The organism is Bacillus seohaeanensis, from assembly GCF_042684945.1.
In the GTDB taxonomy this organism is placed as follows: Bacteria; Bacillota; Bacilli; order Bacillales; family Bacillaceae_B; genus Rossellomorea; species Rossellomorea seohaeanensis.
Genome location: NZ_JBHUMF010000008.1, coordinates 159,405 through 176,502, shown reverse-complemented (window position 1 = coordinate 176,502; position 17,098 = coordinate 159,405). Strand labels below are relative to the sequence as shown.

The following is a 17,098-nucleotide window of genomic DNA, read 5'->3' as shown; positions in this document are numbered from 1 at the left end:
TTAAACCGTCAGTACCAACCTGGTTATTTCAACTAAACCTCTGTGAACGCATCGGTAAGTTTCACTTTATCTCACCCATCGGGTATTTACAGGCAGTTTATCCCCTACCTATAATTGTTCAATTCCTAAGGTGAGGACTTACTGCTCATTAATACGGGACAATCAATTTATTTTATAAGACAACTTACCTTATGCTAAAATATTGTCAACACATGTAGGAGGTTGTACCAATGGAATTTACAGGTTTCACATCAAATGACTTCAAAATTTTTACAATAGATGGTCTTGAAAATAGAATGGAAGCAATTATATCTGATATCCGCCCAAAACTAGAAGCATTAGGAGAACACTTTTCTGTATCTTTATCTGCTTTAACTGGTGAAGAAATGTTTCCTCATGTAGCCAAGCATGCCCGCCGCTCTGTAAACCCTCCAAATGATACGTGGGTTGCATTTGCCAATAATAAACGAGGTTATAAAAAGCATCCTCATTTTCAGATTGGACTTTGGGAAACCCACCTTTTTGTATGGTTTGCGGTGATTTATGAAGCTCCTATTAAATCAGAGTATGGACAAGAATTAGAAAAAAAAGAACAAGAGATAAGAAAAATTATTCCAAGTTCCTTTGTTTGGTCCGGCGATCATACAAAGCCAGATGCAAAAGCTTTTTCTTCTATGTCAGATGAAGAATTCCATTCTCTTGTAAAAAGATTACAGTCCGTTAAAAAGGCTGAAATCCTTTGTGGTATTCACCTTGATCAAGATGAAGTGGTTAACATGAGTGGCTCAGAGCTTATTCAAAAAATTGAGAGTACCTTTAAAACACTTCTACCCCTTTATAAGTTAAGTTAAACACGCATAAAAATATATCTATATCTATTAAATAAGGACTAACTGCAACTAGTGAAAAATAACACAGATGCAATCAGTCCTTATTTACTCTAATTCATTTTAATGTGAGAATTGCTTTCAGATTTTTTCATTTCCTTAATAACATGGTAAGAAGAATACCCGCTAGACTCCTGAAACTCTTTGAAAATTTTCTTTTCTTCTGCTTTACCTGGTACTATTTCTTTAAATCTTTTATATACTGCCATTAAATCTTCTCTACTGATTCCTTTTTCGTATGCCTTTTCGATACCTTGAAAAAACGCAACGACATCAATTACTTCTTCAGTAGACCAATCTAAATCAAACGGATACTGATATTCCATATGTAATCACTCCTAGATGCATCTTTAATTTTCTGTCAACAATTTTTAACGCGACCAGCTATTTTGAATAGTTTCTGCCTGTCTAATCATTCGACTAATTAACTCTTCTACTGTAGGAGAATCTTCAATCATTCCCATTACTTGTCCAGCCCACGCAAAACCTTCAGTTATTTTCCCGTCGTATATGTACCGTTTATTAGCATCTCCACTAACATAGTCTTTTAATTTTTCATAGCCACCATTTTCTTTTTCAATAGTTAAAATTTTATCTGTCCAACTATTTCTTATTGCTCTCGCGGGTGCCCCGATTGATCGTTTAATAACGACTGTATCATTTTCAGTACCCTCAATCAAGGAACGTTTATAACTTTCAGTAGCATGGACGCATTCTTTTGTAGCGATAAAGCGTGTCCCCATTTCTACACCTTCTGCTCCCAAGCATAAAGCGGCCATGAGTCCTCTTCCATCCCCTATTCCTCCAGAAGCGATTACAGGGATCCGCACCGCATCTACCACTTGCGGAACGAGCACAAGGGTTCCAATGTCTTCTTTCCCTAAATGTCCCCCGCCCTCTTGTCCTACAACCATGACAGCATCAGCGCCAAGTTCTTCTGCTTTTATCGCTTGCCTTTTCGAAGCTACGAGAACAAGTTTAGCCACATCTACACCATCTAGTTGTTGAAAAAGCGGCGTCGGATTTCCTCCTGTCACCGAAATAACCGGCACCTTTTCTTCTATTGCTACATCAACAAAACTAGAAAATGGTCTACCATGCTGACCGATAGCAAAATTAACCCCAAATGGTTTATCTGTCAAGGAACGAACCTTTTTAATTTCCTCCCTTAACTCTTGCGGGTCAGAAAGCGACATTGCCGTAATTTGTCCTAACCCTCCTGCATTTGAAACGGCAGCAGCCAATTCTGAATAGGCTAGATGTGCAAGCCCACCTTGAATTATTGGATATCTTATATTTAGTAATTCTGATACTCTTGTTTTCCATTTCATACACTAACCCCTCCTATCTTTTCTATTTCTATATTCTCCTGTCAATTCCCTTCGAATTTACTATCAAAAAATATAGATTGTAAAATGGGCATCTAATACTATGCAAAGAAATATCGTAGTGCTATAATTCTTTTGTTTGTGAGAAATGTTACGTTCTTACCTTTCTACGGGTAACTTAAAGAATAATGTATATAAAACAACTTACACTAACAATAATACAGATTTAAATTAAAGAGGTGTCGAATGAATTGTCACAATATGAAACGCCGTTATTTACCGGCCTAGTCCAACATAGTAAGAAAAATCCAGTTCAATTTCACATACCTGGCCATAAAAAAGGCGCAGGGATGGACTCGGAATTCAAAGAATTTATCGGAGAGAATGCACTATCAATAGACCTTATTAACATTGGTCCTCTTGATGACCTCCACCAACCAAAAGGAATGATTAAACAAGCACAAGATTTGGCTGCAGAAGCATTTGGAGCAGACCATACCTTTTTCTCCGTACAAGGAACAAGCGGCGCCATAATGACGATGGTTATGAGTGTTTGTGGACCTGGAGATAAAATAATTGTTCCCAGAAACGTGCATAAATCAGTTATGACGGCTATCGTTTTTTCAGGAGCAACACCTATTTTTATTCATCCAGATGTGGATAAGGATTTAGGTATCTCTCATGGAATTACTATTGACGCTGTTACGAAGGCTTTAGAACAGCATCCTGATGCAAAAGGCATTTTGGTAATTAATCCAACTTATTTTGGTATTTCAGCAGATTTAAAAAAAATTGTGGAACTAGCCCATTCCTACGACATTCCTGTTCTCGTTGATGAAGCGCATGGAGTACATATACACTTCCATGAGGACCTTCCCCTATCTGCTATGCAAGCTGGGGCCGATATGGCCGCTACAAGTGTCCATAAACTAGGTGGGTCTATGACACAAAGTTCGGTTCTTAATTTAAAAGAAGGATTAGTATCTTATAAAAGAGTACAAACCATCTTAAGTATGTTAACAACTACCTCTACTTCCTATTTATTACTTGCTTCACTTGATGTTGCAAGAAAACGGCTAGCAACAGAAGGAAGACAGCTTATTGAAGAAACAATCCAATTAGCACAATATATGAGAAAAGAAATTAATGATATAAATGGGTTATATTGTGTCGGCAAGGAAATTTTAGGAACAAGAGCTACCTTTGACTATGACCCAACAAAGCTTATAATTTCCGTCAAAGATTTAGGTATTTCTGGATTCGATGCAGAAAAATGGCTTCGTGAAGCTCATAATATTGAGGTAGAACTTTCCGATCTATATAATGTTCTTTGTATTATCACACCTGGTGACACGAAAATAGAAGGAAACAAATTAATTTCTGCCCTTTCTGAACTGGCAACTCAGGTTAGAAAACAAGGAAACATTCACAGCACAACCGTTCTACTTCCAGATATCCCAGTTTTGTCAATTACACCTAGAGATGCGTTTTACGCAGACACAGAAGTAATCCCGATTGATCAATCTGTCGGAAGAATTATTGCGGAGTTTATCATGGTCTATCCTCCAGGAATACCTATTTTTATCCCAGGAGAGATTATCACAAAAGAAAACATCGATTATATAAAAACAAACATGGAAGCAGGTCTTCCTGTACAAGGGCCCGAAGATTTTGATTTACGGCATTTACGTGTAATAAAAGAACATGTAGCTATTCGGTAGACTAATTTAGTTTTACCTTTGTACTTTTATTCCATATTAACGGGCTAGAAGAAATCCCTCACCGATTGAAGTTTCACTGTATTCCTTACAAAAATAGAGGCTAAAACGATATGCCACCAACATATCGTTTTAGCCTCTATATCTATTTTTACCCCTTACATTTGACTATGCAGTGCATTTCTCCCCAAAGGCATTACATTAATCGTCTATTTCCACATCCTCATCACAATTACAGCAGTTAGAAAACAGAACAGATACCTTCTCATCTTCATAGTGCTCAATAGTGCTTAAACAAGATTGACAAACAATTGTACCCATCTTTCTTCACTCCTTTATATGATGTTGGTTGAAAGCGCTTTTTCTTATCTGAATCTATAATAATATAACACAATTAAAATTTCAAGCCCAAATTGTATGTCACATTTATTTTTTCTATGGTAATTTCACCTACAATATTAGTTAGCTGTTAAATTAAGACTGATTACCCTACTCATATATTAATTTTCTTTACTATACTTAGTACAAGGCTATTTTCGAAAGTTTGTTACTTTTAAACTACAAACTAAGTTTAGCCACTGAGTTAATTGGAGCGGAGGACACTCGACTCTTGCGGGAAGAGAGGGATGGGAGAGACAGCCGATGTCTAGCTCCAGCGAACTGGGCAAGCCGCTTCCGCTTTTCCCGGAGTCACTCATTCCTCCCTGAAGAGTCAAGTGTCCGTAGCGAAAATCAATGGGCAGAATGTATAAGTAAAAACAACAATCTTTGAGAAAAGAACCCAAGATAAAAAAACAATCGGCAAATCCGCCGATTGTTTTTTTATGATGCAGGAGTTTTAATTGTGTCAGGGTCTACTAGCTCATACCCTTTATCTCTTAAGCCTTTTACAATGTCACCAAGGGCTTCACTCGTCCATGCTCGATCATGCATTAATAGATTCGCTCCATTATTTAAATATGGGGAGTTAACCATAATATCTGCAATCGCTTCTTTCGTTTGATACTTGGGTTCCCAATCATATCCATACGTCCAATTCATTAAAGCCATTTTTTCCTGCTGTGCTACCTGTCTACTGTAGTCAGTATTAATTCCAAAAGGTGCCCTGAAAAATTTAGGTCTCTCTCCGGTAATCGATTCAACAAGATCATTCAAAGAAACAATTTCCTTTTGTTGTTCTTCTATTGAACTATCGGTAAGCTTTACATGGGAGTATGTATGATTACCAATTTCAAAACCCATATCATAAATTTTCTTTAATGTATTTTTTTCCTCTTGTGTATCAAGGAAATGACCATTCACAAAGAAAACCGCGGGTGCGTTAAGTTCCTTTAATACTTTAGCCATCTCTAGTGCATGTTGATCCGGAGCGTCGTCAATCGTCACTAGTGCTACTTTTTCATTTGCAGTATCAATTGGTTGAATACTATAATCCCCCTCATTAATCTCGTATAAAGGTTCTTGTGGTACTGTAACTTCTTCCTCTTCTGCCTTTTTGTCATCATTCTCTTGTTCATTCTCTTCCGCGTTATCTCTCTCGTCTGAATCAACGATTTCTTGTTTCGGTGTTTCCTTCTCTTCATTCTGCTTAACAGCCTCTTCATTCCCGCATGCTGTTACTAGTAGTAGCAGCAATCCTGCTGCAATAGTCTTATTCATTTAACTCACCTTTCTACTTATACTTTGGTTATATTATCATATTATTGAATTTATATGGAAGAAATTATATAAATTTCACTATATTTTCAACCAATACTTTCATAATAAAAAAGCAAGATAAACTAAAGGATGTAATAAATAATGTAAGTTTTTTAGACTCCACTATTTTCTTTGTTAATATAAATGCCAAATAAAAGATCACTAAGAACATAATGTACTTATACTGAACTCCATCTTTGTGAGAATACCACTCGGCAAGATAAAAGATACTCCATAAAATCATTTGAAGTAAAAAGGCGATATATAATTTCACTTAAAATCATCCTTTAAAAGTAAGATATAGAACAGTATATTCATGGCTTCCCTGCTTCATTAAAAATGAATTTTATGAACGCAAAAAAAGGTGATCAGCTAGCTGATCACCTTTTTTACGTATTAACTTATTTTACAATATGAATTGGACTACCGATAGCAACTTCTGCTGCTTCCATAGAAATCTCACCAAGAGTTGGATGAGCATGGATTGTCATCGCAATATCTTCTGCTGTCATACCAGATTCGATTGCAAGACCGAGTTCTGCAATCATATCAGATGCACCAGATCCAGCAATTTGAGCACCAATTACTAGTCCATCTTCTTTACGAGTAACAAGCTTCAAGAAACCGTCTGTGCTATTAAGAGCTAAAGCACGTCCATTCGCAGCAAATGGGAATTTAGCTGCAACAACTTCGATGCCCTCTTCTTTCGCTTCTGTTTCTGAATAACCAACAGTGGCTAATTCAGGATCTGTGAAGCACACAGCAGGAATTCCAAGGTAATCGATTTCTGCTGCTTCACCAGAGATTGCCTCTGCAGCAATTTTACCTTCATATGAAGCTTTATGTGCTAGTGGTGGTCCTTCTACGATGTCACCAATAGCATAAATGCTAGGTACATTTGTACGACATTGTTTATCAATCTTGATAAGACCACGTTCAGATAGTTCAATACCCGCTTCTTCAAGACCGATTTCATCCGTATTAGGACGGCGACCAACTGTTACAAGCACGTAATCTGCTTCAACTGTTTTCTCTTCACCTTTTACTTCATATTTTACAGTAACACCATTAGCTGTTTCTTCAACACCTTGAGCCATTGCTTTTGTAACAACTTCAACGCCTTTTTTCTTAAGGCCTTTTTTCACGATTGTTGTCATTTGTTTTTCAAAACCGCTAAGGATATCGTCTGCACCTTCTAAAATGGTAACTTCAGAACCTAAGTTAGCGTATGCTGTACCAAGTTCCGTACCGATATATCCTCCACCAATAACAACAAGCTTGCCTGGAACTTCTTTAAGCGCTAATGCTCCAGTAGAATCTAGAACACGCTCAGAGAATTTAAAGCTTGGGATCTCAATTGGGCGAGAACCTGTAGCTAAAATAGCGTTTTTGAATTTATACGTTTGTGCAGAATTTTCATCCATAACACGTAAAGTGTTTCCATCGACTAAGTATGCTTCACCACGTACAATATTCACTTTGTTTCCTTTAAGAAGTCCTTCAACACCGCCAGTTAATTTACTAACTACTCCGGATTTCCATTCTTGGACTTTATCAAAGTTCACTTTTACATTTTCAGCAACAATTCCCATATCATCGGAATGCTGCGCTTGATGAAAACGATGTCCTGCTGTGATAAGGGCTTTTGATGGAATACAACCTACATTTAAGCAAACTCCACCAAGATTTTCTTTTTCTACAATTGTTACTTTTTGTCCGAGTTGTGCTGCACGAATTGCTGCAACATATCCTCCAGGACCAGCACCGATTACTATAGTATCTGTTTCAATTGGAAAATCTCCTACTACCATTGCATTACGCCTCCATTAATAAAAGTTCTGGATCGTTCAACAAACGCTTAATATGGTTAAGAGCATGTTGAGCAGTAGCTCCGTCAATCATGCGATGATCAAAGCTCAATGATAATGCTAACACAGGTGCTGCTACAATTTCACCATTTTTGACTACTGGTTTTTGAGCAATGCGTCCAACACCAAGAATAGCTACTTCTGGATGGTTAATTACTGGCGTAAACCATTGTCCACCTGCAGAACCAATATTTGTGATTGTGCAAGAAGCACCCTTCATTTCATCACCAGATAGTTTGCCGTCACGTGCTTTTCCAGCTAATACATTGATTTCATCTGAAATAGAGAACATAGACTTGCGATCAGCATTTTTTACTACTGGAACAAGAAGACCTTTGTCTGTGTCTGCAGCAATACCGATATTGAAATAATGCTTATGAACAATTTCATTTGTAGCATCATCTAAAGAAGTATTTAGAGCTGGATATTCACGTAGAGCACTTGTTAATGCTTTAACGATGTAAGGTAAGAAAGTTAATTTCACACCTTTTTCCGCTGCAACCTCTTTGAACTTTTTACGATGATCCCAAAGTTTTGTAACATCGATTTCATCCATTAATGTAACATGTGGTGCAGTATGTTTAGAGTTAACCATTGCTTTTGCAATAGCTTTGCGAATTCCACTCATTGGTTCACGAGTTTCAGGATATTCACCTTCTGGAAGTTTTGGAGCTGAAGCAGCTTTAGCTTCTGTGCCTGCAGATGCAGATTCTGTTGTTTCAACAGCAGCAGCTTTATTACCTCCATTTAAGAATGCTTCGATATCCTCTTTTACGACGCGACCATTTTTACCGCTACCTGATACTTTACGAATATCGACACCTTGTTCACGTGCAAATTTTCGTACAGACGGCATTGCAATAACACGTTTGTTCGGATCTACTTCTGCATCGTTATCAGCTTGTTTGTCTGTTGTTTCAGTTGCAGGTTTTTCAGCTGCTTTTTCCTCAGCTTTTTCTGCCTTTTGTCCGTCCTCTTCTTCACCTTTGAATTGAAGATCTTCATAACCTGGTGCATCAAATTTAATTAATACATCACCAACTACAGCTACTGTACCTTCATCTACTAGCAATTCTTCTACTGTTCCTTCTACTGGAGATGGAATTTCGACTACAGCTTTATCATTTTGTACTTCACAAAGAACATCGTCTTCTGCAACTTTATCGCCTGGTTTTACAAACCACTTAACGATTTCACCTTCATGAATACCTTCACCAATGTCTGGTAATCTGAATTCGAATGACATGAATTCGCCCTCCTGTATGTTAAAAAATATGTTGTTATAAAGTCAATCGTTTCACTTCTTCTCCACACTAACCGGAAAATAACCATCGTATAATCCTTATAAGTGACAGCTGCAAATATACTTTTCAGGTCTTTCCCCTAACAGTTAGTAGGAGTTTCCATTTATTCAATGGAAAAGAGAAGGGATATCCCTTCTGCTCTTCCTAAATTAAAATTCTAAAACTTTCTTCGCTGTTTCAAGAACGTCTTTATGGTTTGGAAGCCATACTGGTTCTGCTTGCGAGAAAGAATAAACTGTATCAGGTGCTGTTACACGAAGTACAGGTGCTTCTAAGCTAAGGATTGCACGGTCATTAATTTCAGCTACAACATTCGCAGCTACACCCGCTTGTTTCTGAGCTTCTTGAACAACAATTGCACGATTTGTTTTCTCAACAGATGCCATGATTGTATCAATATCAAGAGGACTTACCGTACGTAAGTCTACTACTTCTACAGAGTAGCCTTCTTTTTCAAGTTCCTCCGCCGCTTTAAGAGACTCATGTACCATCGCACCATAAGTGATGATGGAAAGGTCAGTACCTTCGCGTTTCACATCTGCTTTACCGATTTCAATTGTATACTCTTCTTCCGGAACCTCTCCACGGAATGAACGGTAAAGTTTCATATGCTCTAAGTAGATAACAGGGTCGTTATCACGGATTGCAGAGATTAAAAGTCCTTTTGCATCATATGGTGTAGAAGGAATAACTACTTTTAATCCTGGTTGTTGTGCCATTAACCCTTCTAAGCTATCTGCATGTAGCTCAGGAGTATGCACTCCGCCTCCAAATGGAGAGCGAACTGTAATTGGGGCATTATAACGACCACCAGAACGGTAACGCATACGTGCCATTTGACCGCTTATTGCATCCATTACTTCATAAACAAATCCAAAAAATTGGATTTCAGGAACTGGACGATACCCTTGAAGAGCTAGTCCGATTCCAAGACCACCAATACCTGATTCAGCAAGTGGTGTATCAAATACGCGGTCCTCTCCGAATTCTTTTTGAAGTCCTTCCGTTGCACGGAATACACCACCGTTTAGACCTACGTCTTCACCAAAAACTAATACGTCTTCGTTGTTACGTAGTTCTGTGCGCAGTGCATCAGTGATCGCTTGAATCATCGTCATTTGCGCCATGGCTTACTTCGACTCCTTCTCTTTATAAATTTCTAATTGTTCTTTTAGGTTATATGGAAGCTCTTCATACATGTTTCCAATTAAATCAGTAACTTTTTGTTTTGGAGTTCCATCTGCTTTTTTAATCGCTTGTTTAATATCTTCTTTTGCTTCATCGATTACTTCGTTTTCTTTCTCTTCGCTCCATAAACCTTTACCTTCTAAGAATTTACGGAAACGTACTAATGGATCTTTCTTTTCCCACTCGCTATCCATTTCAGATGCACGATAACGTGTTGGATCGTCACCAGCCATTGTATGTGGACCATAACGATAGCACATTGTTTCAATTAATGATGGACCTTCACCATTAACAGCACGCTCACGAGCTGAAAGTGTTGCAGAATATACTGCAAGTGGATCCATACCATCTACAAGAATTCCAGGGATACCTACAGCAACTGCTTTTTGAGCAATTGTTTTTGCGGCTGTTTGCTTATCACGTGGTGTAGAAATAGCAAATTGGTTATTTTGCACAACAAAAATTGCTGGAGCAGAATAAGCACTTGCAAAGTTGATTCCTTCATAGAAATCACCTTGTGAAGATCCACCGTCACCAGTATATGTAATAGCAACTGCTTGTTTACCGCGCTTTTTAAGTCCAAGTGCCACACCAGCCGTTTGAATGTACTGTGCACCAATGATGATTTGCGGAGACATTACATTAACACCTTCTGGAGCTTGGTTTCCTACATAATGTCCACGAGAGAACAAGAACGCTTGCCATAATGGTAAGCCATGCCAAACGATTTGTGGTACATCACGGTATCCAGGAAGCACCCAGTCTTCTTTTTCAAGTGCAAAATGAGAAGCAATTTGAGAGGCTTCTTGACCAGCCGTTGGAGCGTAGAACCCTAAACGCCCTTGTCTATTAAGTGAAATTGATCTTTGATCAAGAATACGAGTATATACCATGCGGCGCATTAATTCTTGTAACTGTTCATCAGACAGATCAGGCATTGCGTCTTCGTTTACTACTTCGCCTTCTTCGTTCAAAATTTGAAACATTTCAAACTGTTCTTCAATATGTTCGAGCGTTTTCTTTGCATCGAATTGTGTCTTCTTTGTTTTAGAAGCCATCGAAGTCACCTATCCTTTCTTTTTGCAATTTATTTTTGGTCTAATACACACAAAGTTTATGTTGCCCAAAAATAGTAAGGTCTACAACAATAATCATGGACATTTATTAGTTCTAGTTTTCCACAAAAGTAAAAATTGAAAACCTTGTTTTTATATTAAACAAAACTGTATCAGTATTTTTCATTGATTGACTAATACAAATCTGTTATCACGGTACTAATAATACAACAACAAAATTCTTTTCGTCAATCACAAAGTGTTATATTTACTCGTTATTTTTAAAAAGTCATGATTCCCTCTAAATATTCATTCGTCAAACTGTACTAATTCCTACATCATATCTGTTATACAAAAAAAGTGTGAATTTTCATCTGTTATAGATTACTTTAATATGTTGTTAAAAATTCCCTTCACACTAAATGGGATTCAAGTTTTTTTCTGAATAATATGACTAAGGTGGCAGCGAATTGAATAGAGGAAATACCTTTAGAGGTAACAAAGAAAAAAGCTAATCTTACAAGGGTATTGTAAGATTAGCTTTTTTCTAATCACTCTTCAATTTCTATTTTGGCATTTTTATAAAATTGTTTTTTTAATTTATTAAACTCTTCTGTTTGGGAGTTATATTTTTCATTTACCGAAATTACTTCTTTGTACTTTTTATTAATGGCTGAAATTTTCTTATCTAAACTCTCCATTTTCAGGTCTTCTTTTTTCAACATTTCATATAATTCTTTATCTAAAGCAAGTGCTTCTAAATATGCACTTGTAAGTTTTTCGTGCGTTTTATAACGAGAACTCATCTTTTCAATAAGAGTTTGTGCTTCTTTTTTGAGTTTCTTATCTTCTAGCTTCTTTACATAGTCTTCCGCTTTATTAAACTCTTCTTCTGCACCATCCATTGCTTCTTGTTCTTTTTCAATGTTTTGTTTTCTTTCCTTCACATTTGCTAACGCTTCGTCAGAAAGTTTAACAATTTTATCTATTTCTTTCATTCCAAGGCTCATAATTTCTTTAAACAATTTTTGCTCTTTTTCCTCTAATTCCTTCAATGGTTTTTGAACCTCTTCAAATTGCTCTTCTTTTTTTACAGTTTCTTCTAAAACATTGTATATTTTTTCTTCCGGAGTAGAGCCACCCACGCACCCGGAAAGAACAAACATTGCTAATAATAGAAGAAATATATTGCGAATTTTCGACACTGCGTTATCCCCCTAACTATATGACATTTACTACTATATCGGTCCAATTCACTTTTGACAATAGGGTTTTCAAACCATAGAATAATTTGTCGATTGAAGTTTTCCCTTACTAAAAGATATTCATTTAGACAAGTAATATGTTATAGAATTTCTAGTTGACCTCCTATTTTCAAGAAATAATATCTTGCCACTAGCAGCTAGAGCTAGATACACACAATTTCAAAATATGAGTCATTGATATACAAACATCTATTTCCAAACAACTTGTAAGTTAACTTTTTTTATAGTTTTTGATAGACTAAATTCATAATTATTATCACTTATGTGTAATTTTGTTAGTTTCAGTGGTTATCTATCGTCCATAGGACGGCAAGGTTTTGCTGTATTAACAGAGCTACCAATATAAACAAAAACAATGTATCGAACAGGAGGAACAGTTCTTGATTACAATGCAAGATATAGTAAGAGAGGGACATCCTAGCCTGCGCAAGGTTGCAGACGACGTTGCCCTCCCACCATCAAAGGAAGATCAAGAAATACTAATAAAACTACTTGAGTATGTGAAAAACAGCCAAGATCCCGAAATTTCTGCTAAGTATGGATTAAGGTCGGGGGTCGGACTTGCTGCTCCGCAAATAAACGTCTCAAAACGAATGCTCGCTGTACATGTTACAGACAACAAGGGAACTTTATACAGCTATGCTCTTTTTAATCCTAAAATAATAAGCCACTCTGTTGAAAAAGCATATTTGACATCAGGAGAAGGCTGCCTTTCAGTTGATCGTGCCGTTCCAGGTTATGTCCCTCGCTATGCAAGAGTAACGGTTAAAGGATGGGACGTGGAAGGAAATGAAGTTAAGATTCGTCTCAAAGGACTTCCTGCCATTGTCTTTCAACACGAGATTGATCACCTAAATGGTATTATGTTCTATGATCATATTGATGAAAAAAACCCTTTGTCTCCTATTCCTGATGCTCTTCCAATCGAAAGATAAAGGGAATTTCTTTAAAAATTTAGTAGTAGTTTGCTACCACTAATGTAAAATAAAAAGCGAAGGGGCGTTCAAAAAAGAACGCCCCTTCGCTTTTTATAGAATGCTTAAATAAGCTCAAAATGTTTCAGGCCATGCAATATTCCATCATCATCGACATGTTTTGTTATGTAATTTGCATGATTCTTTACTTCCTGAACGGCATTTCCCATAGCAATTCCATTACCGACAGATTGAATCATTTCAATATCATTTAATCCGTCACCAAAAGCGTATACATCTTCCAAGTCAAACCCTAGTTTCTCAATCATTTTCTTAATTCCTTCTGCTTTAGAACCACCTTTTGGCAGGACATCCATCGAATACTGATGCCAACGAATAAATGTAAAGTTGTCATACTTTTTCCGATAAAAAGGCTCATCCTCCTGTTGGCAAAATAGTAATGATTGATATATTTCTTTATCCATGTAAAATTCTGGATCGTATTCTGGATGAGGGAATTTCAAACTCGCCATACTTTCTTCAATGTACGTGTGATGTTTATTGTTTGCTTTCGCTGTCATATGGTTGAGATGAACTACGGGATGTTCCCTTTTTTTCGTATCCTCTAACAATTCTTTTAACGTTTCTCTATTTAAAGGATTTGTATAAATTACTTCATTCTCAAACACCACGTACTGACCGTTAAATGAAACAAATGATTCAATCCCCAACTCCTTACGAAGACTTTCATACATGAACGGTGCTCTTCCTGTTGCAATTGCGACATAGGTACCGTTTTCCTGTAGTTCGCGAACGGCTTTTCTAGTAGAGTCTGGTAAATTTTTGTCATGATCCAATAACGTTCCATCTATATCAAAAAATACAATTTTTTTCACAGAAAAACTCCTTTTTTCTAGTTTCAGTTGCCTAAGGTTCGTTCTCGAAAAGCTTGTTACCTTTCCAAGCCACTTCCACTTTTTTATTTTATGAAGATAGTTAATTCCGAACTTACGGTATACCTTATCACTAAAATTGTCAATCGATGAAGCCTTTAATTTCCATACTTCACCATGTAAATATTTCGAGGAAATCCGTACACTATAAGTAAGACAAAAGGGACGATTAAAATGTTACACCTTTACTTCATAACCAAATCTCGGTAAACTAAAGATAAGGAGTGAAAGTCCATGTTAAAAAAGCTCAGGAAAAAGCTTTTAAAACAATGGAAAGATATATTGAGAAAAAAGACTATTGCTTAAGATATTTATTCTAATTGACCTCTTATGATTTTGCTCCGGTTATATTGTTATATTTTTCTTTTTACAATTATTAGGGCTAGTCCTATTAGTGAACTTTCCTATATATAGGACTAGCCCTATTCTTAATTGACCTATAGGAACTATAAACAATGAAAAATAATAGAAAACTTTCTTTAAGAGAGTGAATTAGATATAATCTTTAGCATATATAGCTTTTTATTTTTTAAAAGTATGAATTAGTACAAGTGGATAGCTATTTTAAACAAATAGTTTATTTCTAAGCTCCATTATCTAAGAGTTTGTCTGATGAAACATATTTCGGAATGCCTATAAGCTTTTATAATTTAAAAGTATGCACTTCCACTCTACTAGACAGTCTCAGCCTTTCTTTAGGTCATTTTAACTTTGCATGGAGCATTTATATTTGTTGATAACTTTTTCTATATAAAGAAGTTAGATTTTTTGAAAACGGATAAGGAGAGAGAAAACATGATTTTCAAAGTATTTTATCAAGAAAGTAAAGCCGAGGTGCCTGTACGTGAGTGCACCAAATCACTTTACATGGAAGCAGATTCAGAAAGAGAAGTACGCCTAAAACTAAAAGACCAATTTTACAACATTGAATTCATCCAAAAACTAGAGGGATCATTTTTAGATTACGAAAAAAATAATTCCTCCTTTGAGTTGGTGAATTAATTATTATGAAATTTGTAAAAAATGACCAAACCGCTGTCTTTGCTCTAGGTGGTTTAGGCGAAATTGGTAAAAACACATACGGCGTACAATTTCAAGACGAAATCATCCTAATCGATGCAGGGATTAAATTTCCTGAAGATGAGCTATTAGGAATTGATTATGTAATTCCAGACTACACCTATCTAGCAAAAAATGTTGATAAAATTAAAGGTCTATTCGTTACACATGGTCACGAGGACCATATTGGCGGGATTCCATATTTGCTTCGTGAAGTAAATATTCCTATCTATGCTGGTAAATTAGCGATGGGACTAATCAAAAACAAATTAGAAGAACATGGGCTATTACGTAGCGCAAAACTAAATATTATTGGTGAAGATGATATTATCAAATTCCGTAAAACGTCTGTCACCTTCTTCAGGACTACACATAGTATTCCCGATTCCTACGGTATAGTGGTTAAAACACCACCAGGAAATGTTGTACATACTGGTGACTTTAAATTTGACTTTACACCTGTTGGAGAACCTGCGAACCTTACAAAAATGGCTGAAATTGGTAAAGAAGGAGTGCTTTGTCTCCTTTCTGACAGTACAAATGCAGAAGTACCTAACTTTACATTATCTGAACGTAAAGTTGGTGAAAGTATTAATGACATTTTCAGAAAAGTAGAAGGCCGTGTCATCTTTGCCACTTTCGCATCGAACATACATCGCCTGCAACAGGTAGTTGAATCAGCAGTATATCATAACCGCAAAGTTGCTGTCTTCGGACGCAGCATGGAAGCCGCTATTACGATTGGTCAAGAATTAGGATATATCAATGCACCAAAGGATACGTTCATCGAACATGGGCAAATTAACAGACTTCCTGCAAATGAAGTAGTTATTCTATGTACCGGTTCACAAGGTGAGCCAATGGCAGCTTTATCAAGAATTGCCAACGGAACACATCGTCAAATTCAAATTCAACCTGGCGATACTGTCGTATTTTCTTCTTCACCAATTCCGGGGAATACAGTAAGTGTTAACAGAACAATTAACATGCTTTCTCGTGCAGGTGCTGAAGTCATTCATGGTCCATTAAATGATATTCATACTTCTGGGCACGGTGGACAGCAAGAGCAAAAATTAATGCTTCGATTAATGCAGCCTAAATTCTTTATGCCGATACATGGTGAATTCAGAATGCAAAAAATGCATGCACAGCTAGCTGTAGACTGTGGTGTTGATCCAAATAATAACTTTATTATGGACAATGGTGAAGTATTGGCATTAAGTAATGATGCAGCTCAAGTCGCGGGCAAAATTCCTTCTGGGAACGTCTATATTGATGGAAGCGGTATCGGTGATATTGGCAATATCGTATTACGCGACAGAAGAATCTTGTCAGAAGAAGGACTAGTAGTTGTTGTGGTGAGCATTGATATGAAAGAATTCAAAATTGCTTCTGGACCAGATCTTATTTCTAGAGGATTCGTATATATGAGAGAATCTGGAGATCTTATTAATGAAGCACAAAATATTATTTCTAAGCATCTTGCTAAAGTATTAGAAAGAAGAACATCTCAATGGTCTGAAATTAAAAATGAAATAACAGATACACTTGCACCTTTCTTATATGAAAAAACAAAACGCCGTCCAATGATTTTACCAATCATAATGGAGGTATAATAAAAACAAATAAAACCCTGCCTTCCCAATACATCTTGGATGTATTGGGAAGGATTAGGGTTTTATTTGTTTAAGTTGTTTTCTAAAGGCTGTTTTCGTAAAGTTTGTTGTTTTTGAACTACACACCAAGTTTAATCAACGAGCGGACTTTATAAGTGAAAACAACAAAGAGATTTATATGAGTGAAGGCTCCGGCTTCATCAGCAGTTGGTTTACACAAAGCTCCTGCGGGAATAGTGAGCATT

16 protein-coding genes are annotated in these 17,098 nt (G+C 36.6%); 5 read left to right on the top strand and 11 right to left on the bottom strand.

Annotation, left to right across the window (positions count from 1 at the left end):
• Positions 1 to 230: 230 nt before the first annotated feature.
• Positions 231 to 851 carry a YktB family protein gene (locus ACFSUL_RS03840; RefSeq protein WP_377932859.1) on the top strand — a complete coding sequence of 207 codons (621 nt, stop codon included), beginning with the start codon at positions 231 to 233 and terminating at the stop codon, positions 849 to 851.
• 89 nt (positions 852 to 940) lie between these two features.
• On the opposite strand, the gene ACFSUL_RS03835 is transcribed toward ACFSUL_RS03840, so the two are convergent.
• Positions 941 to 1,213, bottom strand: a complete 273-nt coding sequence (locus ACFSUL_RS03835; RefSeq protein WP_071412972.1) for a UPF0223 family protein — start codon at positions 1,211 to 1,213, stop codon at positions 941 to 943.
• A gap of 45 nt (positions 1,214 to 1,258) precedes the next feature.
• Positions 1,259 to 2,218 carry an NAD(P)H-dependent flavin oxidoreductase gene (locus ACFSUL_RS03830; protein WP_377932857.1) on the bottom strand — a complete coding sequence of 320 codons (960 nt, stop codon included), beginning with the start codon at positions 2,216 to 2,218 and terminating at the stop codon, positions 1,259 to 1,261.
• Between the two features lie 248 nt (positions 2,219 to 2,466).
• On the opposite strand from ACFSUL_RS03830, the gene ACFSUL_RS03825 reads away from it, so the two are divergent.
• Entirely contained in the window at positions 2,467 to 3,936 is a 1,470-nt protein-coding gene (locus tag ACFSUL_RS03825) for an aminotransferase class I/II-fold pyridoxal phosphate-dependent enzyme (RefSeq protein ID WP_377932855.1), read from the top strand.
• Between the two features lie 198 nt (positions 3,937 to 4,134).
• Here the strand turns inward: ACFSUL_RS03825 and ACFSUL_RS03820 are convergent, their stop codons facing one another.
• The 8 genes from ACFSUL_RS03820 to ACFSUL_RS03785 form a co-directional block, all read right to left on the bottom strand.
• Positions 4,135 to 4,254 (bottom strand): GapA-binding peptide SR1P, encoded by a 120-nt coding sequence (locus ACFSUL_RS03820; protein WP_084778435.1) that lies wholly within the window; start codon positions 4,252 to 4,254, stop codon positions 4,135 to 4,137.
• A gap of 501 nt (positions 4,255 to 4,755) precedes the next feature.
• Positions 4,756 to 5,592 (bottom strand): polysaccharide deacetylase family protein, encoded by an 837-nt coding sequence (locus tag ACFSUL_RS03815; protein ID WP_377932852.1) that lies wholly within the window; start codon positions 5,590 to 5,592, stop codon positions 4,756 to 4,758.
• Between the two features lie 64 nt (positions 5,593 to 5,656).
• Positions 5,657 to 5,905, bottom strand: a complete 249-nt coding sequence (locus ACFSUL_RS03810; RefSeq protein ID WP_377932850.1) for a hypothetical protein — start codon at positions 5,903 to 5,905, stop codon at positions 5,657 to 5,659.
• 127 nt (positions 5,906 to 6,032) lie between these two features.
• Positions 6,033 to 7,442, bottom strand: coding sequence for a dihydrolipoyl dehydrogenase (lpdA, locus tag ACFSUL_RS03805; protein WP_377932848.1), 1,410 nt, complete (start codon positions 7,440 to 7,442; stop codon positions 6,033 to 6,035).
• 4 nt (positions 7,443 to 7,446) lie between these two features.
• Positions 7,447 to 8,745 carry a dihydrolipoamide acetyltransferase family protein gene (locus ACFSUL_RS03800; protein WP_377932846.1) on the bottom strand — a complete coding sequence of 433 codons (1,299 nt, stop codon included), beginning with the start codon at positions 8,743 to 8,745 and terminating at the stop codon, positions 7,447 to 7,449.
• Positions 8,746 to 8,952: 207 nt separating this feature from the next.
• A complete protein-coding gene (locus tag ACFSUL_RS03795; protein WP_377932844.1) occupies positions 8,953 to 9,930 on the bottom strand; it encodes an alpha-ketoacid dehydrogenase subunit beta in 978 nt (325 codons plus the stop codon).
• Between the two features lie 3 nt (positions 9,931 to 9,933).
• On the bottom strand, positions 9,934 to 11,049 hold the full coding sequence (gene pdhA / locus ACFSUL_RS03790) for a pyruvate dehydrogenase (acetyl-transferring) E1 component subunit alpha (RefSeq protein WP_377932842.1): 1,116 nt from the start codon (positions 11,047 to 11,049) through the stop codon (positions 9,934 to 9,936).
• 548 nt (positions 11,050 to 11,597) lie between these two features.
• Positions 11,598 to 12,251: a YkyA family protein gene (locus ACFSUL_RS03785; protein WP_377932840.1), complete on the bottom strand. Its 654-nt coding sequence runs from the start codon at positions 12,249 to 12,251 to the stop codon at positions 11,598 to 11,600.
• A gap of 440 nt (positions 12,252 to 12,691) precedes the next feature.
• Between ACFSUL_RS03785 and def the strand changes: the two genes are divergently transcribed.
• Positions 12,692 to 13,246, top strand: coding sequence for a peptide deformylase (gene def, locus ACFSUL_RS03780; protein ID WP_377932838.1), 555 nt, complete (start codon positions 12,692 to 12,694; stop codon positions 13,244 to 13,246).
• A gap of 104 nt (positions 13,247 to 13,350) precedes the next feature.
• Here def and ACFSUL_RS03775 read toward each other — a convergent pair whose 3' ends face one another.
• Entirely contained in the window at positions 13,351 to 14,121 is a 771-nt protein-coding gene (locus ACFSUL_RS03775; RefSeq protein ID WP_377932836.1) for a Cof-type HAD-IIB family hydrolase, read from the bottom strand.
• 852 nt (positions 14,122 to 14,973) lie between these two features.
• Here ACFSUL_RS03775 and ACFSUL_RS03770 point away from each other — a divergent pair.
• Complete coding sequence (locus tag ACFSUL_RS03770; RefSeq protein WP_377932834.1) at positions 14,974 to 15,180, top strand: DNA-dependent RNA polymerase subunit epsilon; 207 nt, start codon at positions 14,974 to 14,976, stop codon at positions 15,178 to 15,180.
• Between the two features lie 5 nt (positions 15,181 to 15,185).
• A complete protein-coding gene (gene rnjA / locus ACFSUL_RS03765; protein WP_377932832.1) occupies positions 15,186 to 16,853 on the top strand; it encodes a ribonuclease J1 in 1,668 nt (555 codons plus the stop codon).
• Positions 16,854 to 17,098: the final 245 nt, after the last annotated feature.

What these genes read in the sequence shown, in the direction of transcription:
- ACFSUL_RS03840 (WP_377932859.1), top strand. Translation starts at nt 231, where the DNA reads ATGGAATTTACAGGTTTCACATCAAATGACTTCAAAATTTTTACAATA.
- ACFSUL_RS03835 (WP_071412972.1), bottom strand. Translation starts at nt 1,213, where the DNA reads ATGGAATATCAGTATCCGTTTGATTTAGATTGGTCTACTGAAGAAGTA.
- ACFSUL_RS03830 (WP_377932857.1), bottom strand. Translation starts at nt 2,218, where the DNA reads ATGAAATGGAAAACAAGAGTATCAGAATTACTAAATATAAGATATCCA.
- ACFSUL_RS03820 (WP_084778435.1), bottom strand. Translation starts at nt 4,254, where the DNA reads ATGGGTACAATTGTTTGTCAATCTTGTTTAAGCACTATTGAGCACTAT.
- ACFSUL_RS03815 (WP_377932852.1), bottom strand. Translation starts at nt 5,592, where the DNA reads ATGAATAAGACTATTGCAGCAGGATTGCTGCTACTACTAGTAACAGCA.
- lpdA (WP_377932848.1), bottom strand. Translation starts at nt 7,442, where the DNA reads ATGGTAGTAGGAGATTTTCCAATTGAAACAGATACTATAGTAATCGGT.
- ACFSUL_RS03800 (WP_377932846.1), bottom strand. Translation starts at nt 8,745, where the DNA reads ATGTCATTCGAATTCAGATTACCAGACATTGGTGAAGGTATTCATGAA.
- ACFSUL_RS03795 (WP_377932844.1), bottom strand. Translation starts at nt 9,930, where the DNA reads ATGGCGCAAATGACGATGATTCAAGCGATCACTGATGCACTGCGCACA.
- pdhA (WP_377932842.1), bottom strand. Translation starts at nt 11,049, where the DNA reads ATGGCTTCTAAAACAAAGAAGACACAATTCGATGCAAAGAAAACGCTC.
- ACFSUL_RS03770 (WP_377932834.1), top strand. Translation starts at nt 14,974, where the DNA reads ATGATTTTCAAAGTATTTTATCAAGAAAGTAAAGCCGAGGTGCCTGTA.
- rnjA (WP_377932832.1), top strand. Translation starts at nt 15,186, where the DNA reads ATGAAATTTGTAAAAAATGACCAAACCGCTGTCTTTGCTCTAGGTGGT.